Annotated in this window: 22 protein-coding genes; 14 read left to right on the plus strand and 8 right to left on the minus strand. The window is 69.4% G+C overall.

The annotated features are described in order from the left end of the window. Window positions 1-49: 49 nt before the first annotated feature. A complete protein-coding gene (locus HUN08_RS01940) occupies window positions 50-3,946 on the minus strand; it encodes a Pls/PosA family non-ribosomal peptide synthetase (RefSeq protein ID WP_174900857.1) in 3,897 nt (1,298 codons plus the stop codon). Window positions 3,947-4,036: 90 nt separating this feature from the next. Between HUN08_RS01940 and HUN08_RS01945 the strand changes: the two genes are divergently transcribed. The 8 genes from HUN08_RS01945 to HUN08_RS01980 all read left to right on the plus strand — a co-directional run bounded on the left by HUN08_RS01945 (window position 4,037) and on the right by HUN08_RS01980 (window position 12,783). Next, window positions 4,037-4,969, plus strand: coding sequence for an alpha/beta hydrolase (locus HUN08_RS01945; RefSeq protein ID WP_301546843.1), 933 nt, complete (start codon window positions 4,037-4,039; stop codon window positions 4,967-4,969). Between the two features lies 1 nt (window position 4,970). After that, complete coding sequence (locus tag HUN08_RS01950) at window positions 4,971-6,152, plus strand: acyl-CoA dehydrogenase family protein (RefSeq protein WP_124245809.1); 1,182 nt, start codon at window positions 4,971-4,973, stop codon at window positions 6,150-6,152. A gap of 62 nt (window positions 6,153-6,214) precedes the next feature. Continuing rightward, entirely contained in the window at window positions 6,215-7,237 is a 1,023-nt protein-coding gene (fgd, locus tag HUN08_RS01955; RefSeq protein ID WP_124245808.1) for a glucose-6-phosphate dehydrogenase (coenzyme-F420), read from the plus strand. A gap of 17 nt (window positions 7,238-7,254) precedes the next feature. Further along, window positions 7,255-7,806: a TetR/AcrR family transcriptional regulator gene (locus HUN08_RS01960; RefSeq protein WP_124245807.1), complete on the plus strand. Its 552-nt coding sequence runs from the start codon at window positions 7,255-7,257 to the stop codon at window positions 7,804-7,806. A gap of 33 nt (window positions 7,807-7,839) precedes the next feature. After that, window positions 7,840-9,957 carry a phosphate acetyltransferase gene (gene pta / locus HUN08_RS01965; protein WP_124245806.1) on the plus strand — a complete coding sequence of 706 codons (2,118 nt, stop codon included), beginning with the start codon at window positions 7,840-7,842 and terminating at the stop codon, window positions 9,955-9,957. Further along, window positions 9,954-11,150: an acetate kinase gene (locus tag HUN08_RS01970; RefSeq protein ID WP_124245805.1), complete on the plus strand. Its 1,197-nt coding sequence runs from the start codon at window positions 9,954-9,956 to the stop codon at window positions 11,148-11,150. The genes pta and HUN08_RS01970 overlap by 4 nt, the downstream gene beginning before the upstream one ends. Before the next feature lie 74 nt (window positions 11,151-11,224). Next, a complete protein-coding gene (locus HUN08_RS01975; RefSeq protein ID WP_124245804.1) occupies window positions 11,225-11,635 on the plus strand; it encodes a YciI family protein in 411 nt (136 codons plus the stop codon). A 5-nt stretch (window positions 11,636-11,640) separates the two neighbouring features. Further along, on the plus strand, window positions 11,641-12,783 hold the full coding sequence (locus HUN08_RS01980) for an RNA polymerase sigma factor (RefSeq protein ID WP_174900858.1): 1,143 nt from the start codon (window positions 11,641-11,643) through the stop codon (window positions 12,781-12,783). A gap of 78 nt (window positions 12,784-12,861) precedes the next feature. Here HUN08_RS01980 and HUN08_RS01985 read toward each other — a convergent pair whose 3' ends face one another. Genes HUN08_RS01985 through HUN08_RS01995 form a run of 3 tightly spaced genes read right to left on the minus strand, consistent with a single transcriptional unit; the run spans window position 12,862 to window position 17,725 of the window. Then, a complete protein-coding gene (locus HUN08_RS01985; RefSeq protein ID WP_124245803.1) occupies window positions 12,862-15,264 on the minus strand; it encodes a serine/threonine-protein kinase in 2,403 nt (800 codons plus the stop codon). Window positions 15,265-15,266: 2 nt separating this feature from the next. Continuing rightward, window positions 15,267-16,247: a glutamate ABC transporter substrate-binding protein gene (locus HUN08_RS01990; protein WP_124245802.1), complete on the minus strand. Its 981-nt coding sequence runs from the start codon at window positions 16,245-16,247 to the stop codon at window positions 15,267-15,269. Further along, the gene (locus HUN08_RS01995) at window positions 16,244-17,725 is read right to left on the minus strand and encodes a hypothetical protein (RefSeq protein ID WP_124245801.1); all 1,482 of its coding nucleotides are present in this window, start codon (window positions 17,723-17,725) and stop codon (window positions 16,244-16,246) included. The genes HUN08_RS01990 and HUN08_RS01995 overlap by 4 nt, the downstream gene beginning before the upstream one ends. A 171-nt stretch (window positions 17,726-17,896) precedes the next feature. Here HUN08_RS01995 and HUN08_RS02000 point away from each other — a divergent pair, with 171 nt between their 5' ends. Continuing rightward, a complete protein-coding gene (locus tag HUN08_RS02000; protein ID WP_124246223.1) occupies window positions 17,897-18,370 on the plus strand; it encodes an NUDIX hydrolase in 474 nt (157 codons plus the stop codon). A 7-nt stretch (window positions 18,371-18,377) separates the two neighbouring features. On the opposite strand, the gene HUN08_RS02005 is transcribed toward HUN08_RS02000, so the two are convergent. Further along, the gene (locus HUN08_RS02005; RefSeq protein ID WP_301546844.1) at window positions 18,378-18,824 is read right to left on the minus strand and encodes a hypothetical protein; all 447 of its coding nucleotides are present in this window, start codon (window positions 18,822-18,824) and stop codon (window positions 18,378-18,380) included. Between the two features lie 214 nt (window positions 18,825-19,038). Here HUN08_RS02005 and HUN08_RS02010 point away from each other — a divergent pair, with 214 nt between their 5' ends. Then, entirely contained in the window at window positions 19,039-19,758 is a 720-nt protein-coding gene (locus HUN08_RS02010; protein WP_124245800.1) for a hypothetical protein, read from the plus strand. Between the two features lie 22 nt (window positions 19,759-19,780). Here HUN08_RS02010 and HUN08_RS02015 read toward each other — a convergent pair whose 3' ends face one another. After that, complete coding sequence (locus HUN08_RS02015; protein WP_124245799.1) at window positions 19,781-20,482, minus strand: haloacid dehalogenase type II; 702 nt, start codon at window positions 20,480-20,482, stop codon at window positions 19,781-19,783. 108 nt (window positions 20,483-20,590) lie between these two features. On the opposite strand from HUN08_RS02015, the gene HUN08_RS02020 reads away from it, so the two are divergent. Then, complete coding sequence (locus HUN08_RS02020) at window positions 20,591-22,183, plus strand: DUF222 domain-containing protein (protein ID WP_124245798.1); 1,593 nt, start codon at window positions 20,591-20,593, stop codon at window positions 22,181-22,183. 9 nt (window positions 22,184-22,192) lie between these two features. On the opposite strand, the gene thiE is transcribed toward HUN08_RS02020, so the two are convergent. Continuing rightward, window positions 22,193-22,858, minus strand: coding sequence for a thiamine phosphate synthase (gene thiE / locus HUN08_RS02025; RefSeq protein ID WP_124245797.1), 666 nt, complete (start codon window positions 22,856-22,858; stop codon window positions 22,193-22,195). A 32-nt stretch (window positions 22,859-22,890) separates the two neighbouring features. Here thiE and thiO point away from each other — a divergent pair, with 32 nt between their 5' ends. Genes thiO through HUN08_RS02040 form a run of 3 tightly spaced genes read left to right on the plus strand, consistent with a single transcriptional unit; the run spans window position 22,891 to window position 24,907 of the window. Next, window positions 22,891-23,919 (plus strand): glycine oxidase ThiO, encoded by a 1,029-nt coding sequence (gene thiO / locus HUN08_RS02030; RefSeq protein ID WP_124246221.1) that lies wholly within the window; start codon window positions 22,891-22,893, stop codon window positions 23,917-23,919. Between the two features lie 33 nt (window positions 23,920-23,952). Further along, window positions 23,953-24,153, plus strand: a complete 201-nt coding sequence (thiS, locus tag HUN08_RS02035) for a sulfur carrier protein ThiS (protein ID WP_124246220.1) — start codon at window positions 23,953-23,955, stop codon at window positions 24,151-24,153. Next, the gene (locus HUN08_RS02040) at window positions 24,146-24,907 is read left to right on the plus strand and encodes a thiazole synthase (protein WP_124245796.1); all 762 of its coding nucleotides are present in this window, start codon (window positions 24,146-24,148) and stop codon (window positions 24,905-24,907) included. Before thiS ends, HUN08_RS02040 begins: the two co-directional genes overlap by 8 nt. A 9-nt stretch (window positions 24,908-24,916) precedes the next feature. On the opposite strand, the gene HUN08_RS02045 is transcribed toward HUN08_RS02040, so the two are convergent. Beyond that, complete coding sequence (locus HUN08_RS02045) at window positions 24,917-26,230, minus strand: MFS transporter (RefSeq protein WP_301546845.1); 1,314 nt, start codon at window positions 26,228-26,230, stop codon at window positions 24,917-24,919.

Raw genomic sequence — 26,230 nt, forward strand, 5'->3', positions numbered from 1 at the left:
TCAACGACGACCGAGTTCGAGTCCGGGACCTTCCGGTCGAGTAGAGCCACTACCCCCACGGCGCGATCGGGTTGCCCTGCCAGCGGGTGTGGGCGGGCACGGCGTCGCCGCGCATGACCAGCGACGCGGGGCCGACGGTGGCCGACGCGCCGATCCGCGACGCGGGCAGGGCAACGCAGTGCGGGCCGAGGGTGGCGCCGGAATCGAGTTCGACCGTGTCGATGGCCATCACGCGGTCGTGGAACAGGTGGGTCTGCACCACGCAGCCGCGCTGCACGGTCGCGCCGTCGGCGAGGGTCACCAGATCGGCCTCGGGCAACCAGTACGTCTCGCACCAGACGCCGCGGCCGATGCGCGCCCCCAGCAGCCGCAGCCAGATCGTCAGGACCGGCGTGCCGGTGGCGGCGTTGGCGAACCACGGGGCGGCGACCGTCTCCACGAATGCGTCGGAGAGTTCGTTGCGCCAGACGAAGGAACTCCACAACGGGTGCTCCGACACCCGGATCCGGCCCACCACCAGCCACTTCGCCGCGGCCGCGATACAGCATGCCGCCGCACCGGCCAGCAGCAACAGCAAGCCGCTGCACGCGGCGGCCACCCACAGCCCGGCGTGGACGGCGAGGTACTGGGCACCGAGGAGGACACCGGCACCGATGCCGAAGGAGATCATCACCGGGATGATGCGCAGTGTCTCGATGACGGCCCGCGCCACCCGCAACCGCTTCGACGGAGCGAACGTGCGGGAGGCGTCGATGTCGTTCGCGACGCGGCGCAGTCGCACCGGCGGGCTGCCCAACCAGCTGGACCCCGACTTGGCCTTGCTCGGCGTCGCGGAGAGCACGGCGACCAGGCCGTTCTTCGGAACCTTACGGCCGGGTCCGGTGATGCCCGAGTTGCCGAGGAAGGCGCGTTTGCCGATGCGCGCCTCGTCGACGCGCAGCCATCCGCCGCCGAGTTCGTAGGAGGCGACCATCGTGTCGTCGGCGAGGAAGGCCCCGTCGTCGATCGTGGTGAACTTCGGCAGCACCAGCGCCGTGGAGATCTCGGTGTTGCGGCCCACCTTGGCGCCGAGGATGCGGAACCAGACCGGGGTCAGTAGCGATGCGTAGAGGATGAAGAGATAGGTGCGCGCGGCGTCGAGCACCCGCTCGGTGAGCCACACCTGCCACCCGACGCGCGACCGCACCGGGTGATAGCCGGCGGTGATCCCGATGGACAACAGCCGGACCAGCACGGCGGTGATCACCGCGTAGGTCAGCAGTGAGATCACCGCGGCCGGTGGTACGAGCAGTGCCGCGCGCAGACCGACGTCGCGCAACCGGGCGCAATCGGCCACACCCCAGGCGAGCAGCGCGAGCCCCGCGCCCAAGGAGACCAACGGCATGGCCGCGAGCACGAAGGCCGACAGTCCGTAGACGATCGCCCATCTGGTGCGACGATCCGGGCGCTGCTCGGGCCACGGATGGCTGGCCGCACCGACCTTCTTCGCCGGGGACCCGGCCCACTGCTGTCCGGCGCGCACCCGTTTGCGGACCGCCGATCCGGGTTCGACGACGGCGTCGCGGCCGATCACGGTGTCGGGGAACAGGGTGGAACGGGCGCCGATCGTCGCACCCGGTTTGATCACGATCGCGCCGATGCGCACCTCGTCGCCGTCGATCCACCACCCGGCGAGGTCGACCTCCGGCTCCACCGAGGCGCCGTCCCCGATGGTCAGCAGCCCGGTGACCGGCGGCAGCGTGTGCAGGTCGACGCCGCGCCCGACGCTGGCGCCGAGGGCGCGGGCGAAGTGGATCATCCACGGGGCCCCGGAGATATTCGACGCTCCGCTCGCCTCGACCAGGCGTTCGGCACACCACAGCCGGATGTGGACCGAGCCGCCGCGCGGATAGACGCCGGATCTGACGCCGCGCAACAGGATTCGGGCGAACAGCGCCGCGTAGGTCATCCGGCCCAGCGGTGTGATGAAGACGAGGAAGCCCCCAAGCAGAACCCACCAGTCGACTCCGAAGAGCCAGTCGATGTCCGGCCGCAAATGAGCGCCGACGTTGTTGACGATCGCCAGCCAGGTGATCCACTGCATGCCGGTGAGGGTGGCCAGTGGGATGCTGGCGACGGTCTGCGCGAGCCCGGCCCGACGCGGGGTCGGCGCGACGGTGCGTTCGACGACCGTCTCCTCGGGCCGCCACGAGTCGAGCAGCTGCGCGAGACGGCCCAGCCGGGGGTTGTCGTACAGGTCGCCGACCGTGACGCTCGGGTAGCGCGAGCGCAGCGCCGAGACGAGCTGTGCCGCGGCGAGTGAGCCACCGCCCTCGGCGAAGAAGTCCGCGTCGACATTGGTCACTGATACGCCCAGGACCGACTCCCACGCGGCGGCGAGCCACCGCTGGGTCTCGGTGAGGTCGGCGCCGGAACCCTCGTCGTCGGCGGCGGCTCCGGGCAGCGGCCACGGCAGGGCGTTGCGGTCGACCTTCCCGGAGACGCGGGTGGGCAGGTCGTCGACGAGGGCCAGCCGGGGAACCATCGGCGCCGGCAGCTGCCGACTCAGCGACGCGTGGGCCGCGGCGACGTCGAAACCGGGGTCGGTCGACACGAGATACCCGACGAGGAGCTGGTTGCCCGCCGCGGTGGTGCGCACCGCCGCGGCCGCGCCGGAGACGCCGGGCAGGTTCTGCAGGGCGGTGTCGATCTCGCCCAGCTCGATGCGTCGCCCGCCGACCTTGACCTGGTCGTCGGCGCGACCGGCGAATACCAGGCCCTCCGGGTCGAGGCGCACCAGGTCGCCGCTGCGGTAGGCCCGCTCCCACCCCAGAGTGGGCATCGCCGCGTACTTCTCCGCATCCTTCGTCGGATCGAGATACCGCGCGAGCCCGACGCCGCCGATGACGAGCTGACCGGTCTCACCCCAGCCGACTTCCTTCTCGTTCTCGTCGACGACGGCGAGATCCCACCCGAGCAGCGGGTGTCCGATGCGAACCGGGACGGAGCCGTCGAGCGGTGCGGCACAGGCGACCACCGTCGCCTCGGTGGGGCCGTAGGTGTTCCACACCTCGCGACCGTCGACGGCGAGCCGCTGCCCCAGCTCCGGCGGGCAGGCCTCGCCGCCGAAGATCAGCAGCCGCACCGACTCCAACGCCTGCGGCGGCCACAGCGACGCCAACGTCGGGACGGTGGAGATGACCGTGACCGAGCGGCGCACCAGCCACGGACCCAGATCCATGCCGCTGCGCACCAGGTCGCGGGGGGCGGGCACCAGCGTCGCACCGTGGCGCCAGGCCAGCCACATCTCCTCGCAGGACGCGTCGAAGGCGACGGAGAGCCCGGCGAGCACCCGGTCTTCGGGGCCGAGTGGATCGTCGACGAGGAACAACTGCGCCTCGGCGTCGACGAAGGCGGCGGCGCTGCGATGGGTGACGGCCACGCCCTTCGGGGTGCCGGTGGAGCCGGAGGTGAAGATGATCCACGCGTCGTCGGTGACGACCGGCGCGCGGGTCAGATTGGCGGGCGTGGGCACGACGGCCTCGGTCGGCTTCCCGTCGCGGGCCCGGAAGATGCCCTCGTCGGTGATGATGGCATCGACGTCGGCCTCGGCGAAGACGAGGTCGGCCCGCTCGGGCGGGTCGTCGATGTCGACCGGGACGTAGGCCGCGCCGGCGAACAAGGTGGTCAGGATCGCCAGGTACAGCGCCCTGGTGCCGGAGGTCATCCGGATGCCGACGCGTGACCCCGCGCCGATGCCGGTGCCGGCGAGGACCGCGGCGTTGCGGCGCACGAGAGCGGCCGTCTGCTGATAGGTCAGCGGCACATCGCCGTCGTCGATGGCGACGGCATCGGGGTGTGCCGCGGCGGAGGCGAGGAAGACGTCGCGCAGGGTTCGGGGCTCCGCGGCCCGGTCGCCGAGTCGGTAAAGATCATGGATCCGCGCGGCAGGGGGGAACTCCGGCAACGCGGGCTACCTCTCGGTCACAGGGTGTAACTTCACGACATGGCAATTGTGCATCACCAAAGGCCGAGTCTCGCGTCGTATCCCATCTGGTTGGCAGCTCGGCTCAGTCTTAAGCCGCTGTTAACCTATTCGCCGATCAACCGTTTCACGCTGGCCGCCCTGGCTTTCCTCGGGCGCCTCGCGGGCCGCCAGCGCCCGCCGCGCTCGGTGGCCGTCGAACACATCGAACTCGCCGGCCGACCCACCGAACTCGTGATGGCCAAGGGGCCGACCGGAGGGTCCACCGACACCGCGGTCCTCTACCTCCACGGCGGTGCGTTCATCTCGTGCAGTCCCGGAACGCACCGGCCGATCACGGCCTCGCTCGCCAAGGGGTTGGGCGTGCCCGTCTTCGCCCTCGACTACCGGCAGTTGCCGCAGGGGGGCGTGGGTACCTCGGTCCACGACGCCTTCGAGGCGTACCTGGAACTGCTGGGCGAGCGCGGCTACCGCCACGTCGTGGTCGCGGGCGACTCCGCGGGCGGGTTCCTCACCGTCAAGGTCGCCGAACTCGCCGCGACCAACGACGTCGCCCGGCCGACGGCGCTGGCCCTGCTCTCGCCGCTGCTCGACCTCGATCTGGGCACGAGGGCCGACCGCACCAGCCGACATGACGCCTATCTGCCGATGCGGCAGCTCGAGGTCCTCGGTCCGATGTTCGACTGGGGCCCGATCCCGTTCACCGGTGCCCGCCGTGCCGCGGACATCGACCCGACGGTGTTTCCCCCGACCATCGTGATCACCGCCCAGGACGAGATGGTGGAACCCGATTCCATCGAGCTCGCCGGTCGCCTCGCCACTGCCGGCCGCGATCTGGACCTGCACAGCTATCCGTGGCAGGTGCACGCCTTCACCGTTCCGCTGCGCCACCGCGAGGGCCGTGAATCGGTCGGCCTCGTCGTCGACTTCCTCGCCGACGCCATCGCCGCGGCACACCGTGTGAGTGCCGACGGCGCGGACTCCTCGACGGTCGAGGCAGTCTGACGTGGCACAGACGATCTCCGAACTGTTCGCCTTCGACGGGTTGTGCAACGACGAGGAGCGGGCGGTTGTCGACACCGTTCGCGCCTTCGGCGACAAACGGTTGCGACCGCATGTCGCCGACTGGTTCGAAAAGGGGGAGCTGCCGGTCCGCGACCTCGCCGTCGAACTGGGCGGGCTCGGTCTGTTCGGCATGCATCTGGAGGGCTACGGCTGTGCGGGCGCGTCGGCGACCGCCTACGGCCTGGCGTGTCAGGAACTCGAGGCCGTCGACTCCGGGTTGCGGAGCTTCGTCTCCGTGCAGGGCTCGCTCTCGATGTTCGCCATCTGGAAATTCGGCAGCGACGAGCAGAAGGAGCAGTGGCTGCCGGATATGGCGGCCGGACGTGCACTGGGCTGCTTCGGGTTGACCGAACCCGACTTCGGCTCGAACCCCGCCGGGATGCGCACCCACGCCAAGCAGGACGGCGACGACTGGGTGCTCAACGGCACCAAGATGTGGATCACCAACGCACCCGTGGCGAATGTCGCGGTCGTCTGGGCGCGCACCGATCTGGCGCCGGGTTCGAAGGGCATCCGCGGCTTCGTCGTCCCGACCGACACCAAGGGGTTCTCGGCGCCGGAGATCACCCGCAAGATGTCGTTGCGCGCGTCGGTCACCGGCGAGATCGTGCTGGAGGACGTGCGCCTGCCGCGGTCGGCGATGCTGCCCGACGTTGAAGGGCTGCGCGGCCCGCTGTCCTGCCTGAACGAGGCGCGCTTCGGCATCGTGTTCGGCGCAGTGGGTGCGGGGCGCGACTGCTTGGAGACGGCCATCGCCTACGCGGGCGATCGCGAGGTCTTCGACAAGCCGCTGTCCGGATACCAGCTGACCCAGCGCAAGATCGCCGACATGGCCGTCGAGCTGGGGACGTCGCACCTGCTCGCCCTGCATTTGGGCCGACTCAAGGACGGCGCCGGGATCAAACCGGAGCAGATCAGCCTGGGCAAGCTCAACAACGTGCGCCAGGCGCTGGCGATCGCGCGGGAATGCCGCACCATCCTCGGCGCGAACGGCATCACCCTGGAGTACCCGGTGATCCGCCACGCCAACAACCTGGAGTCGGTCCTCACCTACGAGGGCACCTCCGAGATGCACCAGCTGATGATCGGCAAAGCACTCACCGGCGTCGACGCCTTCCGGTAGCCCCCACTACCGACCAAGCAACTGCTTGGGTAGCGTGGGTGGTGGACTTCTAGGAGGCGGTCGTGGCGCAGGGATTGAAGCTCGGATTCAAGGCATCGGCGGAACAGTTCGATCCGCGTGAACTGGTGGAGATCGCGGTCGCCGCCGAGGAGCACGGAATGGACTCGGTCGCGGTCAGCGACCACTTCCAGCCGTGGCGCCACAACGGCGGGCACGCCCCGTTCTCGCTGGCGTGGATGGCGGCGGTCGGCGAGCGCACCGAGCGCGTGCAGATCGGGACGTCGGTGATGACCCCGACATTCCGCTACAACCCGGCGGTGATCGCGCAGGCCTTCGCGACGATGGGCTGCCTGTACCCGGGCCGGATCATGCTCGGCGTCGGAACCGGCGAGGCGCTCAACGAATACGCCACCGGCTTCCAGGGGGAGTGGCCCGAGTTCAAGGAACGCTTCGCGCGACTGCGCGAGGCGATCGCGCTGATGCGGGAACTGTGGACCGGCAAGCTGACCGATTTCGACGGCGAGTACTACAAGACCCAGGGCGCATACATGTACGACGTGCCCGACCAGCCGATTCCGGTCTACGTCGCCGCCGGCGGGCCGGTCGTCGCGCGCTATGCCGGCCGTGCGGGAGATGGATTCATCTGCACGTCGGGCAAGGGGATGGACCTCTACACCGAGAAGCTCATCCCGGCGGTTAAGGAGGGGGCGGCCAAGGCCGGCCGCGATTTCGACGACATCGACCGGATGATCGAGATCAAGATCTCCTACGACCCCGACCCCGGGTTGGCGCTGGAGAACACCCGCTTCTGGGCGCCGCTGTCGCTGACGCCGGAGCAGAAGCACTCGGTCAACTCGTCGGTGGAGATGGAACGCCTGGCCGACGAGCTGCCGATCGAGCAGGTCGCCAAGCGGTGGATCGTCTCCTCCGACCCGGAGGACGCGGTCGCGCAGGTGAAGCAATACACCGACGCCGGTCTCAACCACCTCGTGTTCCACGCGCCGGGGCATGACCAGCGGCGCTTCCTGGAGAACTTCGCCCGCGACCTCGCCCCCCGACTGCGGGAGCTCACGCCCGCCGGTTGAGGTCTAACCTGACCGGTATGGAACGCGAGCGACTGGTCGACGTCGGCGTCTCGCTGGTGTCGCGCTTCGGAACCAAGGCGCTGAGCCTGACCTCGGTCGCCAAACACGCCGGTGTCGCGCGGGCCACCGCCTACCGGATGTTCGGCGGGCGCGAGGAGTTGATCGCCGCCATCGTCGAGCGCGAGGTGGCGCAGTTGCGCGCGCGGCTCAACCAATGGTCTGCCGCCCAGCCCGACGCGGAGGGGAAGGTGCGCGTCCAGGTCGTCGAATCGTTGCGCTACATCCGCGAACACGAGGCGTTGCAGTACATGCTGCGCAACGAGCCGGCCGAGATCGTCGAGGCATTGGTCTCCACGAATGACGGCGGACCCGCGCTGATCACCCAGATCGTGTCGGCGGCGCTGCCGGATGTCGACGAGGAGGTCGCGCACCGGTTGCGCCCGTCACCGGAGGCGGCCGCGGAGTTCATCGTCCGGGTCGTCTATTCGTTGATGCTGGTGCCCGACTCGGCGATGACCGACGAAGAGGTCGCCGATCTGGTCGTCGCCGCCATTATCGCTCCTGCATAACCGCACCCGGCCGATGGCGTTAGGGTAGCGATCATGACGGACCGCTCCAAGGGAGATCAGACCGTATCGGAGACCGCGCATTCCGCGATCTACCTGGCCTCGGCCGAGGGGGAGACCGGTAAGTCGACGATCGCGCTGGGGTTATTGGCACTGCTCTCGGCGACCGGCGGTCGGATCGGCGTCTTCCGGCCGATCAGCCGGACCCACGACGGCAAGGATGACTACATCCTCGAGCTGCTGCTGGCCCACGACTCCGTCGGTCTGGACTATGCGGACTGCATCGGCGTGACCTACGACCAGGTGCACGCCGACCCCGACGGAGCTCTGGCCACGATCGTCGATCGTTTCCACGCGGTTCAGGAACAGTGCGACACGGTGCTCGTCGTCGGGTCGGATTACACCGATGTGGGCAACCCATCGGAACTCTCCTACAACGCGCGCATCGCGGCCAACCTCGCGAGTCCGATAGTGCTCGCATTGCGCGCCAACGACCGCTCGCCGCAGGATGTGCGGGGGATGGCCGAGCACGCCCTTGCCGAGATCAGCGCGGCCCATGCGACGGCGGTCGCGGTCATCGTCAACCGGGTGACGCCGCGCATGCAGGCGGCGACGCGGGAGGCACTCGACGGGATCGGCCCGGGAGTCTGGGTGCTGCCCGAGGACCCGGTGCTGAGCGCGCCGACGATGGCCGAGCTGTCCGAGGCGCTGCACGGGCACCTCTACAGCGGCGACGAGGAGCTGCTCGACCGCGAGGCCCTGCACATGATGGTCGGCGGCATGACGGCCGAGCACTGCCTTGAACGCCTCGAAGAGGGCATGGTGGTGATCGCCCCGGCCGACCGTTCCGACGTGCTGCTGGCGCTGGTCAACGCGAACTCCGCCCAGGGATTCCCCAAGCTGGCCGGCCTGATCCTCAACGGCGGTCTCAAGCCGCACCCGATGATCGACGCCCTGGTGCGCGGGCTCAATCCGACGCTGCCGATCATCTGCTGCGAGCAGAGCACCTATGAGACGGCGCGCATCGCGTCGCACACCCGCGGCAAGATGGCCAACCAGTCGGTGCGCAAGGTCGAGACCTCGCTGGCGCTGATGGAGGACCACATCGACCCGAACAAGCTGATGGCGGATCTGAACCTCGCGATCCCCGAGGTGGTCACCCCGCAGATGTTCGAGTACCAACTCGCGGCCCGCGCCAAAGCCGACCTGCGCCACATCGTGCTGCCCGAGGGGGAGGAGCCGCGCATCCTGCGCGCAGCCGCCCAACTCGTCGCGCGTGGCGTCGCACGGCTCACTCTCCTCGGCGACGCGGAGAAGGTCGACGCGCAGATCGCCGAACTCGGCGTCTCCCTGCCCGAGGTCGACATCATCAACCCGTTCGATTCCGAGCTCACCGAGAGGTTCGCGGTCGAGTACGCCGAACTGCGCAAACACAAGAACGTGGCGCTCGACCGGGCGCGCGATCTGATGCGCGACGTTTCGTACTTCGGCACGATGATGGTGCATGACGGCCTCGCCGACGGCATGGTGTCGGGTTCGGTGCACACCACGGCCCACACCATTCGGCCGGCCTTCGAGATCATCAAGACCAAGCCGGGCGTCGACACCGTTTCCAGCGTCTTCTTCATGTGCCTGGCCGACCGCGTGCTGACCTACGGCGACTGCGCGGTGGTACCCGATCCGACGGCCGAACAGCTCGCCGACATCGCGATCTCGTCGGCGGAGACGGCCGCGGCCTTCGGCATCGTGCCGCGGGTCGCGCTGCTCTCCTACTCCACCGGCGAATCCGGCTCGGGCGCGGAGGTCGACAAGGTGCGCAGCGCGACGGCGATCGTGCGCGAGCGGAAGCCGGACCTGTTGGTGGAGGGGCCGATCCAATACGACGCGGCAGTGGAGCCGAGCGTCGCCATGACGAAGATGCCCGATTCGCCGGTCGCCGGGCAGGCGACGGTGCTGATCTTCCCCGACCTCAACACCGGCAACAACACCTACAAGGCGGTGCAGCGCAGCGCCGGGGCCATCGCCATCGGCCCGGTGCTGCAGGGCCTCAACAAGCCGATCAACGACCTGTCGCGCGGCGCGCTCGTCGCCGACATCGTCAACACCGTCGCGATCACCGCCATCCAGGCGCAGACGACGGAGACGGCGAAGTGAGCGCGCCCCTGGTCCTCGTCATCAACGCCGGCTCGTCGTCGTTGAAATACCAACTGCTGGAACCGGATTCGGGCGAGGTGACCGCCGACGGGCTCATCGAGCGGATCGGCGAGCCGGTCTCGGTGATCACCCACGAGCAGGGCGGATCGGAGACGGTCGAGGAACTGTCGCTGCCCGATCACGGGGCCGCGATCGCCAAGGCGCTGGAGCTCTTCGCCGCCAAGGGCACCGACCTTGCGCAGGTCGACCTGTGCGCCGTCGGTCATCGGGTGGTCCACGGCGGGCGGTCGCTGTACGAGCCGACGCTGATCGACCAGCACGTCATCGACGAGATCGAGCGCGTCTCCCCGCTGGCCCCGCTGCACAATCCGCCGAACCTCGTCGGCATCGAGGCGGCCCAGGCGCTGTTCCCCGACGTGCCGCAGGTCGCGGTGTTCGACACCGGTTTCTTCCACGGGCTGCCCGACAAGTCGGCGCTGTACGCGATCGACCGCGAGGTCTCGGAGAAATACGCGCTGCGCCGCTACGGGTTCCACGGGACGAGCCACGACTATGTCTCGCACCGGGCCGCGGAATTCCTCGGCCGCGACTACGCGTCGACGAACCAGATCGTCGCCCATCTGGGCAATGGTGCGTCGATGTCGGCGATCCGAGACGGGAGGCCCGTCGACACGACGATGGGTCTCACCCCGCTCGAAGGCCTCGTCATGGGTACCCGCTGCGGCGACATCGATCCCGGCCTGCTGCTCCACCTGAACCGGGTCGTCGGCCTCTCCGTCGACGAGATCGACCACCTGCTCAACAAGCAGTCGGGGTTGAAGGGACTGTGCGGGGAGAACGACTTCCGCTCGGTCACGCAGATGATCGAGGCCGGGAACGCGGACGCCAAGACGGCCTACGACATCTACATCCACCGGCTGCGGCGCTACTTCGGCGCCTACCTCGTCGAACTGGGCCGCACCGACATCATCTCCTTCACCGCCGGGGTCGGGGAGAACGCGGCCGGCGTGCGCGCCGACTCGCTGGCCGGGTTGGAGGGCTTCGGCATCGCGATCGACCCGGAGCGCAACGCCGTGCGCGGTCACGAGCCGCGCGTCATCTCCACCGACGACTCGCGCACCACCGTCCTCGTCGTGCCCACCAACGAAGAGCTGGCCATCGCCCGGCAGGCGAAGGCTTTGGTCGCGAGCTGATTGTCGAGAATCGCGGGACGGCTCCGTCTCAGGGGTGAGCGACCAGACCGGTCGCGAACCGAAGGGAGAATGTCATGGCCAAATATCTGCTGCTCAAGCACTATCGCGGTGCGCCCGAGCCGGTGAACAACGTGCCGATGGGCCAGTGGACGCGCGACGAGGTCGACGCGCACGTCAAGTACATGGGTGACTTCGCGCAGCGGTTGCGCGAGACCGGCGAATTCGTCTTCGAGCAGGCGCTGATGCCGACCGGCGAATGGGTGCGCTCGGGCGGCGAGGGCAAGCCGCCGGTCACCGACGGCCCGTTCGCGGAGACGAAGGATCTGATCGCCGGCTTCATGATCATCGACGTCGACTCGCATGAGCGCGCCCTCGAATTGGCCGGGGAACTGTCCGCGGCTCCGGGGGCAGGTGGCGAGCCGCTCGGCGAGTGGCTCGAACTGCGGCCCGAATTCGGGGAGATGCCCGCCGTCATCGACTGGTGAACGCGATGAGCCCGATCGACGCGGCGGGGATGCGTGAACTCGTCCCCGCCGTGTTGGCGGCACTCGTCGGCCGCGGCGCCGATTTCGCCACCGCCGAAGACGCGGTGCAGGAGGCGTTGATCAAGGCGATCGAGACGTGGCCGACGGGTCCGCCCGACGATCCCAAGGCGTGGCTGATCACCGCCGCCTGGCGTCGATTCGTCGACGTGGCCCGGTCGGAGGCCGCGCGGCGCGAACGCGAGAACCGCTACGTCGACGAACCGCCCGCCGGGCCCGCCGCCGGTGTCGACGACACCCTGGCGCTGTATTTCCTGTGTGCCCACCCGGACCTGCCGCCCTCCTCGGCGGTGGCGCTGACGTTGCGCGCCGTCGGCGGTTTGACGACGAAGCAGATCGCGCAGGCATTCCTGGTGCCGGAATCGACGATGGCGCAACGGATTTCGCGGGCCAAACGCACGGTCGGCGGAGTCGGTATCGATCAGCCGGGCGACCTCTCGACGGTGCTGCGCGTGCTCTACCTCGTGTTCAACGAGGGCTATACGGGCGACGTGGATCTGGCCGCGGAGGCGATTCGGCTGGCGCGGCAGGTCGTCGCCGTCACCGACGACCCGGAGGCATCCGGTCTGCTCGCCCTGTTCCTGCTCCACGATGCCCGACGCCCGGCGCGCATGACCGACGACGGTTCCCTCATCCCGCTCGCCGAACAGGACCGGAGCCGGTGGCGGACCGATCTGATCGTCGAAGGTGTCGCTGTGCTGCGGGCGGCGCTGGCCCGTGACCGCCTCGGCGAGTACCAGGCGCAGGCGGCGATCGCCGCGCTGCACGCCGACGCCCCGCGTGCCGAGGAGACCGACTGGGTGCAGATCGTCGAGTGGTACGACGAGTTGGTCGCGGTGACCGCCAGCCCGGTCGCCCGGCTCAATCGGGCGGTCGCCGTGGGGGAGGCCGACGGCCCGCGCGCGGGTCTGGCCGCTCTCGCCGACCTCGACCCGGCATTGCCCCGGCATACCGCCGCGCGTGCCTACTTCCACGAGAAGGCGGGGGAGATAGAACTTGCGGCTGCGCTATACGCCGAGGCCGCCGAGCTGGCCGACAACCGTGCCGAGCGCGATCATCTCCTGCGGAAGGCCGCGCAGCTGAACTCCTGACGACATCTCCAACACGGCACCTGAAGGTCCAACACCGTTCAGTGTTGGACCTTCAGGTGCGGTGTTGGAAACAGCGGATCAGAACCAGGTGGCCGGCCGCACGTAATTGGCCAGGTCGACGAGCTGGAAGCGGTGGGCCCGGTTGTCACGGGTGACCCGGGCCAATTCGCGCAGGGTGGCCTCGGTGCCGCTGCGCAGACCGAACTCGGTGAACGGGTAGCCCAGCAGGGCCGGGTATTCGTCGTCGTCGGGGTCGTTCTCCATCACCCAGCCCAGCGCGGTGCCGAGCACGATGAGCTGCAGCCGGGGTTTGCGCGGCTCCGCGTCGGGGATCTGTTGCAGCCGCCCGGCGGCCTCGGCGATCTGGGCGGGGGTGATCTCCGAGATCGGCCGACCGCGGACCAAGGCGAGGACCGCGGTCTCGCGCGCGGTGTTGTAGTGGCGACTCGTCGACGGCACCTCGTCGAGGCCGACGATGGCATCGGCCACGTCGTCGTAGGCGAGGTGGATGCGGGCGAGGCCAAAGGCCGCGGTGATGATCGTGTGATCGGTGAACCACAGGTCCTGGTAGTGGTGCCTGGCGATCTCGTACCAGTGCTGCACCTGCTCGTCGATGGGCTCCGGCTCGCCGGACTCGTCGGCCAGCCAGCGGCCGATGAGTTCGGCCGTCCCCGCGACGGCTAGCTTCGGTCCGATCTCACCGGGCATCGCCTCGAGCGTCTCGTTGAAGCGCTCGTAGGCCAGGTCGGGTTCGTCGTTGCGCAGCGCGCAGATACCCAGGTACCACTCGATGCGCCAATTGTGGCCGTAGTGCCGGTCGGCGGCGCGCAGCACGCCCAGGGCGGTGTCCACGTCGTCCAACTCGAGATAGGCGCGCGCCTCGGCCAGCTCGATCTCCAACGACAGGTGCTTGGTGGGGGCTTCGCCGCTGGCGCCGGAGTCGGCGACGGTCACGAAGCCGTCGGCGCGGTGCGCGTTGATCGAATCGAGGATCTGACGCGGATCCGACAGTGCGGCGCTGCTGATCACGCGTGCGGCCGGATCGGTCGGATCGAGCAGTGGAACCGGCAGGGCGGCGGCGATGTCGGCCGGGTCGTAGAACGACGTCTGGTCGGGGTCGAAGAAGGCGTCGACGGGACCGAGGAGCAGCTCCGTGCCGAAGGTCGTGCGCGGCGGGGTGAACACCGTCGACATCGCCGGGCGCGGCACGCCGGTGTGGACGGCGACGGTCTCGCGCAGCACGTTGAGGACCTGGGTGGTCATCTCCGCGGTGCTGGCGAAGCGCTCGTCTGGATTGGTCGCGGTGGCGCGGGCCAGCAACAGGTGGAAGGAGGGGTTCTCCCGGAACAGCGGCACGTCGTCGACATCGGGCAGGCCGGGCAGGTATTGCCCGCCCTCCATCGGCAGGTCGACGGTGAGTGCTGCCAGGGTGCGGCCCAGGCTGTAGATGTCGGTGGCCACCTGCGGCCCGGTTTCGACGATCTCCGGCGCCTGGAAGCCGGGGGTGCCGTACAGCCGCCCGGAGCCACCGATGGGGGCGACCGCGCCCAGGTCGATCAGCGTCACGTCGGAGGCGCTGATCATGATGTTGTCCGGCTTCACGTCGTTGTAAACCAAGCCGACCGAATGGAGGTATCCGACGGCCGGCAGCACCTCCAGCAGGTAGGCCATCGCCTGTTCCGGGGAGAGCAGCGCGGGTGTGGTGGACCCCGTCTTCTCGGTGGTCAGCTGCTTGAGCGTCTGACCGCCGATGTACTCCATGACGATGTAGCCGATGCTGCGGTCGTCGGCGAGCCGGTGCTCCACGAAGTTGTAGATCTTGACGATGCCGGGGTGGCTGACCGAGGCGAGGAATTGGCGTTCGGCCATCGCAACGGCCTGCGCCGCCGAATCGCCGGAGTTGAGCAACCCCTTCAACACGACGGGGCGGTCGGAGACGTTGCGGTCGGTGGCCACGTAGATCCACCCCATGCCGCCGTGGGCGATGGCGCCGAGGATCTCGTACTGATCGGCCACGACGGTGCCGGGGGTGAGGCTGGGGACGAACGAGTAGCGGACCCCGCAGTTGGGGCAGGTGCCGCTCAACGGTCCGGCGTGCGGACCGTCCGAGCGGGCCAGCGGCGTGCCGCAGTTCCAGCACTTGCGCTTGCGCTCGGGGATCTGCGGATCCTTGAGCACCGCGTCGGCCGGCTCGGTGTCGACGATGCGCGGCAGATCGACCAACTCGCTGCCCAGTCGCCGGTCGTGGACCTGCGGGGCGCTGCGCTCGGGGACCAGGACCCGGCCGCGCGGCACCGGGAAGGTCGAGCGCGGCGTGACCGGGTGCGCCGACCGCGTGATCGGGGTCGCGGCGGTGGTGGTCGGGTCGATCAGGTCGTCGAGGGAGAGTGGGGCCGCCTGGGTCGCCTGCGTCTCGACCGGCAACGGTGTCGCCTGTGTCTGTGCCGGCCCATCCGGCGGATCGGAGTCGTGGAGTTCCATGATCAATCCCGATAGACCGGCTTGGGGAGGATGAGTTGCGAACCGAGGATCGACAGCCATTCGTCGGAGATCTCTCGCCAGCGACCCGACGACATGAGGTCCGCGAGCACGCCGTTGACGAAGCGGACGAGGTCGTCGCGACCCTTGCTGATGCCGATGCCGTAATACTCCTCGCCGAGGCTGGGCCCGACCAGGTGCAGCCACGGGTCCTGCGCCGCGAGCCCGGCGAGGATCGCGTCGTCGGTGGACACGGCGTCGACGGTGGCCTGCTGGAGCAGCACCAGGCAGTCGGCCCAGGTCGCGGTCTCCACCAGCGAGACGGTCGGCACGATCCGGCGCAGGCGTTGCGACGACGTCGCCCCGGTCGCCACGCACACCCATTTCCCGGCGAGATCGGCGGCCGAGTTGATCGACGATCTGTTGACGGCCAGGATGCGTTGCGCCGCAACGTAGTACGGGGTGGAGAACTCGACGTGCTTGCGGCGCTCGCAGGTGATGCTCATGGTCTTGACGACCATGTCGACCTCGCGCTTCTCGAGCGCGGCGACCCGGTCGGCCGAGCGCATCACCCGGAACTCGATGCGGTTGGGATCGTTGAAGATGGCCCGGCTGATCTCGCGGGCCAGGTCGACGTCGAACCCGCGTAGATCGCCGGTGAGCGGATCGCGGAAGCTGAACGGATTGGAACCGGTGTCGATGCCAACGATCAGTCGACCGCTCGTCGCGATCTCGGCCATCGGTGTGCGCGGCGGCATCTGGCCCGGCGGCGGGAGCGGGTTGGGGCTCAGACTGGCGAGTCGGTTGCAGTTGTCGGCATCGGATTCACCGGAGGTCTTGTCGCCGGGACGTTGGACCACGACGCCGGGCGGGGTCGGCATGTTCACCGTCGTCAGCGGCGGGTTGCTGGGCGGCGCGGTGAACCGCACGCAGCCCGACGCGGTGAGCGACACCAGCGCCAGCGTGAGCAGGATGCGGGACCTCATCGGTACTCCCGGATCCGGTCGTACATGCCGACGGGCACGGCGACCGCGGCGATGACGGCCAGGACGGCGATCCCGGAACTGCTGAAGGCCAACAGACGGCCCGCGGTGTAGATGTTGTCGCGGAAAGCGCTGCGCGCCTTGGTGATCGACCGAACAATCGCGCTGTCGACGTCGGCGTAGTACGTCGCCGCCGACGTCGGGCCGGTGCCGACGGTGAGGTCGCGAGCGCCGAGGTAGTCGCCGGCGGCCAGGCGTTTGCCGATGTCCCGGTCGGTGGTCTGCCATTCGACGAGGGTCTGCCGCGCGCTGTTGATGTCGCCGATCGGCAGCGCCTTGTTGCGGCCGGACTCGTAATCGTCGGCGAGCTTGTTGAGGACTTCGGCGACCCCCCTCGTCGCATCGGTGAAGTTGTCGTTGAGGGCGGTTTGGTCGCGGCGCACCAGGGACAGCGTTTGCGCCGACCTGGCCTGCTGCAGGCTGATTCGTGCCGACGTGAGGGCGTGCAGCGGGTCGGCGCCCTCCACACGCGCGGTGTTGGTCGACGCGACGGACGTCAGCCCCGCGATGAGCAGCCATACCGTGCCGGCGCTCATCGCCACGAGGCTGACGAGGATCCCGAGGTTGAGGCGCCGCCGCGTCCGTCGTTCCAGGAAACGCGCGGCCGCGACGAGGGCGGCGATCATGGCGAACAGGGTGCCGTAGACCAGATAGGGCGGGCGGGTCAGCACCTGCTGGGGTTGGGCGATGGCCGAGGTGCGCTGCTCGTAGATACGTTGGGCGGCGGGCAGCAACGTCTCCTGCATCAGCCCGCTCGCCTCGTTGAGGTAGGCCGAACCCACCGGATTGCCCAGCCTGTTGTTGGCGCGGGCGGTCTCCACCAGGCCGGTGTAGACGGGCAGGTTCACCGTCAGCGCAACCAGGTCGTTGTGGACCGGGTCGTCGGAGGCGCTGAGCGGCCCGCCCTCCTCGTCGGGGCTGTTGGCCGCGGTGATCAGGGCGGCCGACGCGCTCGCGATGGCGTCGGAATAGCGCTTGCGCAGCTCGACCGGCTCGAGGCCGCCGGAGATGAATGCCGAGTTCGCCGATGCGTCGGCGATGGACAGGGAGCTGAATAAGACCTGCGACGATTCTGCGATCGGCTCGGCGCGCGAGATCAACTGCTGCAACGTGTGGGTGCGACCGTTCAACGTGACCGACGCGTACCAGCCGGTGGCCAGACAGCCCAGGAACAGCGCGATGGTGATGAGGAAGAGTTTGCCCGGCGTCGATGCCCCGAAGGCGCGCATCGTGGCCACCGGTGACTGTGCCCGCATCCGCGCCGAGACGAGCAGTTCCCGACGGTCGGCCAGAGCCCGCCGGAGCTGCGGCGTTGTCGACCGCCGCCCGGCGGTGTCGGCAATCGCCTCGGGCGTCGACCGGCCGGTGCGGACGCCCAATCCGGTGAATGACAAACGCGCTGGCGATGCGTCGGATTTCACCGCATCATCTCCTGCGTTTGGCGGGCAACAGTCCTAGCGTCCAGCGTAGTCGTCGGCCCTGGTTGTCGCCGCCGACACGCGGGGTGCGCGGCACTGCTCTGCGTCGCGGTTAGCCGACCACATCGCGCGTACTCCCCTACGGTGGAGACAGGGACCGGGCGGGAGGCACGGGTGCGCGGAGACGGTGACGGTTGGGTGTTCGACCCGGACGGCTCGCGGTACTGGGGTCGCCACGGCGCGGCCGGTCTGCTGCTGCGCGCGCGGCGGGCCGACGGGGTGGCCGTCGTCCTGCTCCAGCACCGTGCTGTGTGGTCCCATCAGGGCGGCACCTGGGCGCTGCCCGGGGGCGCCCGCGATTCCCACGAGAGCGTCGTCGACACCGCGATCCGCGAGGCCGACGAGGAGGCCGGCATCGGTCACCACGACCTGGCGGTGCGCCTGGAGGTCGTCACCGCCGAGACGGCCAGCGGATGGACCTATACGACGGTGATCGCCGACGTGGAGTCGCCGCTGGCCACCGTCGCCAACGGCGAGTCGACCGAACTCCGCTGGGTGCCGACCGCCGACGTCGACTCATTGCCGCTGCACCCCGGTTTCGCGCGCAGCTGGGCGACGTTGCGCGCCCACCTGGACGCGCTCGCCTGAACCCGTATCAGTGGGGCAGCAGGTTGGCGCCCGCGATCAGGGCGTTGCGGTTCGCCTCGTCGCCGCTCATGCCGGTGCCGATCGCCCACTTCTCGCCGATGTCGTTGCCGCACAGCAGGATCGTGGTGAACCCGCCGCCGTCGTGGCGCTGGTGGAACTGCCGGATCTCGACGCCGGCACCGATGTCGTAGAGCATCGAGGTCAGGGCGCCGAGCTGCCCGGTCGCGCGGGCGGCGACGGAGTGGTCGCGGTCGTCGACGGCGATCGTCGCCCGGCAGTCGAGGCGGTCGCCGTCGGCCGGCGTCGCCGACCAGGCGTGCAATCGAATGGTTCCCGCATGGGCGAGACTCTGCGTGAATTCCTCGTCGGACATCCGGTGTGCCTCCTCGCGCAGGCCGATGGGGAGTTCGGCGGTACCCGCGAAGGATGGCTGGCTGAGGTTTCGGGTGTGCATCTGGTGTCTGCTCTCGGTCTGCATGGATGATGACCGTGATGTGAACAGCGCGACTCCCGCAGCGGGGGTCGGTCGGTGAGACCCCGCTACGGGCTGGTTACGAGCTGCAAACGCACACCGCCAAGGTAGACCCGGCCCAAACGCGGCGCAACCGCATTCCGTCGCGTCGTACAGTCGGACGGCTGCGCAGAGCCTTGATTGGTAGCCTCTGCGCATGACTTCTTGGCAGCAGGGACCGCCGAACGACCCAGGTCAGGCGCAGGTTCCACAGTACGGGCCGGTGCCACAGGTACCCGGATACCCGGCGGCGCCGAACCTCGGCGATCCGCAGCAATACCCCGCCGTGCCGCAGTACGGCGCGCCGCAATACGGCGCCATTCCCGGTGTCACCGCACCCTATCCGGGCGGCGTTCCCCCGCAGTACGGCCAATTCGGCGACCCCGCGTATGCGGTGGCCTACGGTCCCCACACCCCGGAGCCGAACGGCGCGACGGGCATCATCGCGGGCATCCTCAGCCTCTTGGGCGGGGCCGCGCAGCTACTCGGAGTCATCGGAGCCATCGGTGTGCTGGCCCTGTTGTCGTCGGTCAAAGGTGCGGCAGATCTGTTGCCCGGCTGGTATTCGGCGGTGATGATCGTCATCATCGTCGTGGACCTCGTCCTCGGGGTGGCGCTGGTCACCGGTGGCGTCGGCCTGCTGATGCGCCGGCTGTGGGCGCGCATCGTCGTCGCCGCGGCCTGTGTGCTGGCGCTGATCGGAAGTATCGCCGGGCTCGTCGTCACGAACGCCATCTACGACGCGTCGCCCGCGCTATCCACCAACCGGGGCACGGAGATCGTGTCGGGTATCGGGGGATTGATATTCCCGATCGTCACCCTGACGTTGGCGTTGCTTCCCGCCACCAAGATTTGGTGCGAGGCGCGGCGACGCTGAACTCCGACCGAGGTTCGGTCGGTCAGCAGCCCAGCTGATCGGCGAGGTCGTCGAAGTCGGTGGCGTTGACGGTGAACTCGTCGTCGAATGAAGTGTCCGGCGATCCGCCCGGGCCGAACTCGTCGGGGCGGGCGACGAAAGCGGTGGCGAATCCCAGGCTCGCCGCGGCGCGCAGGTCGTACTTGTGGCAGGCGACCATCATGATCTGCTCCGGCGGGGTGTCCAGGTAGCGCGCCGCGGTCAGGTAGGTGCGCGGGTCGGGTTTGAAGGCGCCGGCCATCTCCGCGGTGAAGACCGCGTCGAACGGCAGGCCCGCATGCTTCACGATCCGCACCGCTGCGGCGACGTCGGCATTGGACAGCGTCGCCGTCGTGAAGCGGGAGCGCAGCCGGGCCAGTCCGGTCACCGAGTCGGGCCACGGCTCGAGGCGCTGCCAGCTTCGTGCGAGACCTTCGCAGAGCTCGTCGTCGGCGTCGATCCCGGCCTCGCGCAGCACCTCGTCGAGCGCGGTCCGGTAGATGGCGTGGACCGAGACCCACTGTTCGTCGGCGGGCGAATCCGGTCCGGTCTGCTCGAAATAGGCCGCACGCCAGCGGCTCACCAATTCGTCCACATCGGCGCCGGGGAAAGCCTGGCGCAGAGCCGCGCTCACCGGGGTGTAGAAATCCGTCGCGGTGCCCTGTAGATCGAAGAGAAGTGCCGAGATTTCGTTGGTGTCCCTCACCGGTCCGACGCTAGACGCCGACCGGCCCGGCTTTGTCAGACCCCGTCGATAGTCTGAGCTCGTAGCACAACACGTTGATTGCGCAAGGTTGGCAGGGAGGTGAATCCGATGACCGTCGAGCCCGCGTTGCCGGACGAACCCTTGTTGCCGCAGTCTCCGACCGACCTGATCGCAACGATTCGGGCTGCCGTGGACAAGCTCGCGACCGCAGTGTGGGCGGCCGAGACCGAAGATGAGTTGCTGGCGGCCGCACGTTCCCTGGAGGCCGTGCGCTGTGCGCAGGAGGGCGTCGATGCCCAGTTGTTCACCGAGATCAACGACCGCTGTGCGTACGCTCGCGACGGTTTCACCCACCCGATGACATGGCTGGCCAAAGGGCTGCGACTCGGTCGATCGGAAGCCAAGAAGCGGTACCGGCGCGCGGAGAAGATCGCTCGGCTCACCGGCATGACCGGGGAGACGCGAGCACCGGAGTTTCCAGCTACGGCGGCGGCTGTGGCCGAGGGCGTTGTCAGTGGTGCCCACGTCGACGAGATCCGCGCCGTCATCCGCCGGATTCCGGCCAAGTTGCCCGTCGAGGTCGTCGAGCAGGCCGAGCGGGACCTGGCCGCGATGGCGGCCGACCTGACCCCGCAGGAGCTTCGTAAGGCCGGGATTTGCCTGCTGACTTACCTCGACCCCGACGGGGCCCTATGTGACGAGCGGGACCGCAAGCGTCAGCGCACGATCACCATCGGGAGCCAGGACCAGCAGCTGATGTCCAGGCTCCTGGGGAACCTCACCCCGACGCTGCGCGCGAAGATCGAGCTGATCTTCGCCGGTATGGCCGCACCGGGAATGAACAACCGTGACGACGACGAGCAGCAGCGCCTATTCGGTTCGATCGACGAGCTGGGGTCTGACGACGCGTCGCAGGCGCGACTGGCCGACGCCCGGCAACGGGATCGACGCAGCCCAGAGCAGCGCGCCCACGATGCGCTCGAGGCGATGTGCGACTACGTCATCGGTCACGAGGGACTCGGCAGGCCGAATCGCATCGCCACCCAGCTGGTGTTCACCGCCCCGCTCGCCGACATCGTCAAGCGCGCGGGGACCGCCCTGTCCACGACCGGCACCTTGGTCCCAGTCCGCGACCTGGTGGAGTTGGCCGCCCGGGCCGACCAGTCGCTCGTCGTATTCCAGAATCACACCACCGAGGTGCTGTATCACGGCCGCTCCAAGCGGAAGGCCACCTTCGGTCAGCGCCTGGCGATCTTCGCCCGGGATCGTGGCGGTACGGCCCCCGACGACGACACCCCATTCATCTTCACCGAGGCCCACCACCTGCCCGACTGGGCCAAGGGCGGACGCACCGACGTCGACAAGCTGGCTGCCGCCTCGGGTCGTCACAACCGCCGGGTCGGCGACGGGCCCGGCCAGTGGGAGACGACCTTCCGACGGCACGGGCCGCAGGCCGGACGAGTCGAATGGCGGTTGCGCGACGGCCGCGGCGAGCTCGGCCGGCCGAGGATCAACGACAGCCATCATCCGCAGGACCTCGCCCATCAGAGCATCCGGCGATTGCGGGCCCGGTTCACCGAAGGGGACCCGACCCGCCCGAATCGGAACCGCGTGAACTCGACCCCGGTCAAGCCGGTCCCGAGTGAGACGTCGGGCGTGGAAGCGCGGCTGTGTACCCGGCTCGGCTACGCCATCCTGTGACGAGTGAGGTCAGGCATTGATCGCCGCACGCAACGCTTCTGCTGCTGCCTTCGGGTCGTCGGCCGCGGTGAGGGCGCGCACGACGACGATCCGCCGCGCTCCGGCAGCCACGACCTCGGGCGCGCGCTGCTCGTCGATGCCGCCGATGGCGAACCACGGCCGATCGGTCCCCAGCGCGGCGGCATGGTCGACCAGGTCGAGGCCCGTCCCGGCCCGCCCCGGCTTGGTGGGGGTCGCCCAGCAGGGGCCGACGCAGAAGTAGTCGACGGCCGGGTCCACGGCCGCCGCCGATGCCTGCGCGGCGTCGTGGCTCGACAGGCCGAGGATGACGTCGTCGCCGACCAGTCGTCGGGCCGTCGCCGGGGGGAGATCGTCCTGTCCGACGTGGAGGATGTCGGCTCCGGCGACCACCGCGATGTCGGCCCGGTCGTTGACGGCCAGCAGTGCGCCGGCGCGCGTCGTCAGCTCCTTGAGCGCGGCCAGCAACTCCAGTTCCGGACCGGCCTCCAGGGCCCCGAACCGCTGTTCGCCCGGCGATCCCTTGTCGCGCAGCTGCACGATGTCCACCCCGCCGTCGAGGGCGGCGGCGACGAAATCGAGCAGGTCGCCGCGTTCCCGGCGGGCATCGGTGCAGAGGTACAGCACGGCGGTGGCGAGACGCTCGCGGCGGTTCATGGGATCAACGGTAGCGATACGCTGCTGAGGTGATGGACACCGCGCGCCGACCGACCCTCGCGGTGATCGGCGGGGGCATCATCGGGCGGATCTGCGCATTGGCCGCCGCTGACGCCGGGTGGCAGGTCGACGTCTACGACGCCGGCCCGACACGACGCGCGGCACAGGTGGCCGGGGGCATGCTCGGCGCGCTCGGCGAGGGCCATCCGGGTGAGGGCCGACTGCTGGACCGGTCGGCGGCATCGTCGGCGATGTGGCCGGACTGGATCGACCGGCTCGGCGATCCGGGGATCCGCACGGCCGAGGACTCGCTGATCGTCGCCACCACCGCGGCCGACGGCGAATACCTGCGGCAGATGGCCCAATTCGTGTGGTCCGAGCAGGTGGGCGGGGACCGGCTGCGCCCGCTGCGGGCGCGCGAGGCCAGGGCGTTGGAACGCTCGCTGTCCACCCGCGTCCACAGCGGCTACCTCGCCGTCGGCGAAGGTGCGCTGGACAACCGGCGCCTGCTCGCCGCGCTGCGCATCGCCCTCGTCGACGCCGGGGCGCATTGGCATCGCATCGCGATCACCGCTCTCTCCGATGTGACCGCCGACCAGGTGCTCGTCGCGGCGGGAATGGCGACGCCGCGACTGCTGCCCGAGATCGCACTGGTCCCGGCGAAAGGCGAAATCCTGCGCCTGCACCGCAACCGCGAGTCGGTGCCGGTCCCGACGAGGGTCGTGCGCGCCCGCGTCGAGGGGCGCGACGTCTACCTCGTGCCGCGTGCCGACGGCGTCGTCGTCGGCGCGACCCAGTACGAGCCGTCGGCCCTCGACGACCACGCGCCCCGCGCCGGCGGGGTCGCGGACCTGCTGGCCGACGCCGTCGAGATCATGCCCGGTCTGGCCACCTACGACCTCGCCGAGGCCGCGGCGGGTATCCGACCCTGCTCGGCCGACGGGCTGCCGATCATCGAGCGCGTCGACGCGCGCACGGTCGTCGCCGCGGGGCACGGCCGCAACGGGATCGTGCTCGCGCCCGACACCGCGGCCCGCGTCGTGCGCCTGCTGGCGGGCTAACCTGGATCCATGACTCGCGCGACAGGTACTTCGATAGCCGTCACCGTCAACGGCGACGAGCGGACCCTGCCCGCCGGCACCACGGTGACCGGTCTGGTCACCGAACTCGGCCTGCCTGACCGCGGGATCGCCGTCGCGGTCGACGGCTTCGTGGTGCCCTGCGGCAGTTGGGCGCAGACCGAGCTCCGGCCCGACGACGTGGTGGAGATCGTCACGGCGGTCCAGGGTGGCTGAGGCCTTCCGAGTCGGCGGGCGCGACTTCGGCTCGCGCCTCATCATGGGCACCGGCGGGGCGACGAACCTCGCCGCTCTCGAATCGGCCCTGGTGGCCAGCGGCACCGAACTCACCACCGTCGCCATGCGCCGGGTCAGCGCCGAGCACGGGACCGGGGTCATCGAATTGCTGCGGCGACTGGGAATCGCCGTCCTGCCCAACACCGCCGGCTGCCACACGACCGCGGAGGCGCTGCTCACCGCCCAACTCGCGCGGGAGGCCACGCAGACCGATCTGGTCAAGCTCGAGGTCGTCGCCGACGACAAGACGCTGCTGCCCGACCCGATCGAAACCCTCGACGCGGCGCAGGCCCTCGTCGACGAAGGGTTCACCGTCATGGCCTACACCAACGACGACCCGGTACTCGCGCTGCGACTGCAGGATGTCGGGGTCGCCGCGGTGATGCCGCTCGGCGCGCCGATCGGCACCGGTCTGGGGATCCGCAACCCGCACAACATCGAACTCATCGTCGCCCGGGCGACGGTGCCGGTCGTCCTCGACGCCGGGATCGGCACCGCCTCTGACGCCGCGCTGGCGATGGAATTGGGATGCGACGCGGTGCTGCTGGCCACCGCCGTCACCCGCGCCGAGGACCCGACCGCGATGGCGACCGCGATGCGCCACGCCGTGCTCGCCGGTCACCTGGCCCGTCACGCCGGCCGGATTCCGCAACGGTTCTGGGCGCAGGCCTCCTCGCCGGCGCGCACCCCCTGATCCCGTGCGCTACGCCAGTTGCGGTTCGGCACCGCGGTTCGGCGTCTTGGTGCCGCGGATGGAGACGCCGGCCGTCTCGCGCAGGAAGCACAGCGCGACCATCCCGATCACGCATGCGCCCATCATGTAGGCGGCGGGGAAGAGGGACCAGCCGCTCTTGGCGACCACCCAATCGTTGACGAGCGGAGCGGTACCGCCGAAGGCCGCCGTCGAGACGTTGTAGGAGATGGCGAAGCCGGCGTAGCGGGCCTGGGTGGGGAACATCGCCGGGAAGGTCGCCGAGATGGTGGACAGCTGCGGGATGTAGAGCAGCCCCAGCACGGCGAATCCGACTATCGCCCAACCGAATCCGCGACCCATCAACCAGTACATCGGCAACGCGAAGACGAACAGGCCGGTCAGGGAGATCCACCACATCGGCTTGCGCCCGACCCGATCCGAGCGGGCGCCGAAGACGGGGATCATGACCATCATCAACAGCTGGCCGATCAGGACTACCACCGAGCTGCCCTTCTCGGACAGCCCGATCGTGTTCCGCAGATAAGCCGGTTGGTAGGCCAGCAGCGTGTAGTTGCAGACGTTGAGCGCGACGACCATCCCGAACATGATCAGGATCGGCTTCCAGTACCGCACGACGGTACGGCGCAGCGCGCCCCACGTCGACACCGCGGTCTGGTCGGTCTTGCTGCTGACCTCGTCGAACACCGGTGAATCGTTCAACCGCGACCGCAGGTAGAGCCCGACCAGCCCGAGCGGCAGGGCCAGCAGGAAGGGCAGGCGCCACCCCCAGGTCGACATCGCGTCGTGGGACAACACCAGTTCCAGGATCAGGACTATCGCGGTTCCGCCGGCGAACCCGGCCATCGTGCCGACTTCGAGGAAGCTCCCGTAGCGGCCGCGTTTGGCGTCGGGGGCGTACTCGGCCATGAAGGTCGCGGCGCCGCCGTATTCGCCTCCGGTGGAGAATCCCTGCACCACGCGCAGGGAGATCAGCAGGATCGGCGCCCACACCCCGACGACCGCATGCGTGGGGAGCACGCCGATCAGCGCGGTCGCCAGCGAGATCAGCAGGATCGTGAGCGCGAGGACGTGTTTGCGGCCGATCCGATCCCCGATCGGCCCCCAGATGAAGCCGCCGAGTGGGCGCAGGACAAAGGAGACGGCGAAGCCGAGCATCGTGCCGATGCTGCCGAGGGTTCCCGGGAAGAAGGCGTGCGTGAGGTAGGTGGTGGTCGCGGCGTACACGCCGTAGTCGAACCACTCGGTGGCATTGCCGATCGCCGACGCCGCGATGGCCCGGTGGACCGTTTGCTGCGTCGGCAC

It is taken from the genome of Gordonia sp. X0973 (genome assembly GCF_013348785.1).
In the GTDB taxonomy this organism is placed as follows: Bacteria; Actinomycetota; Actinomycetes; order Mycobacteriales; family Mycobacteriaceae; genus Gordonia.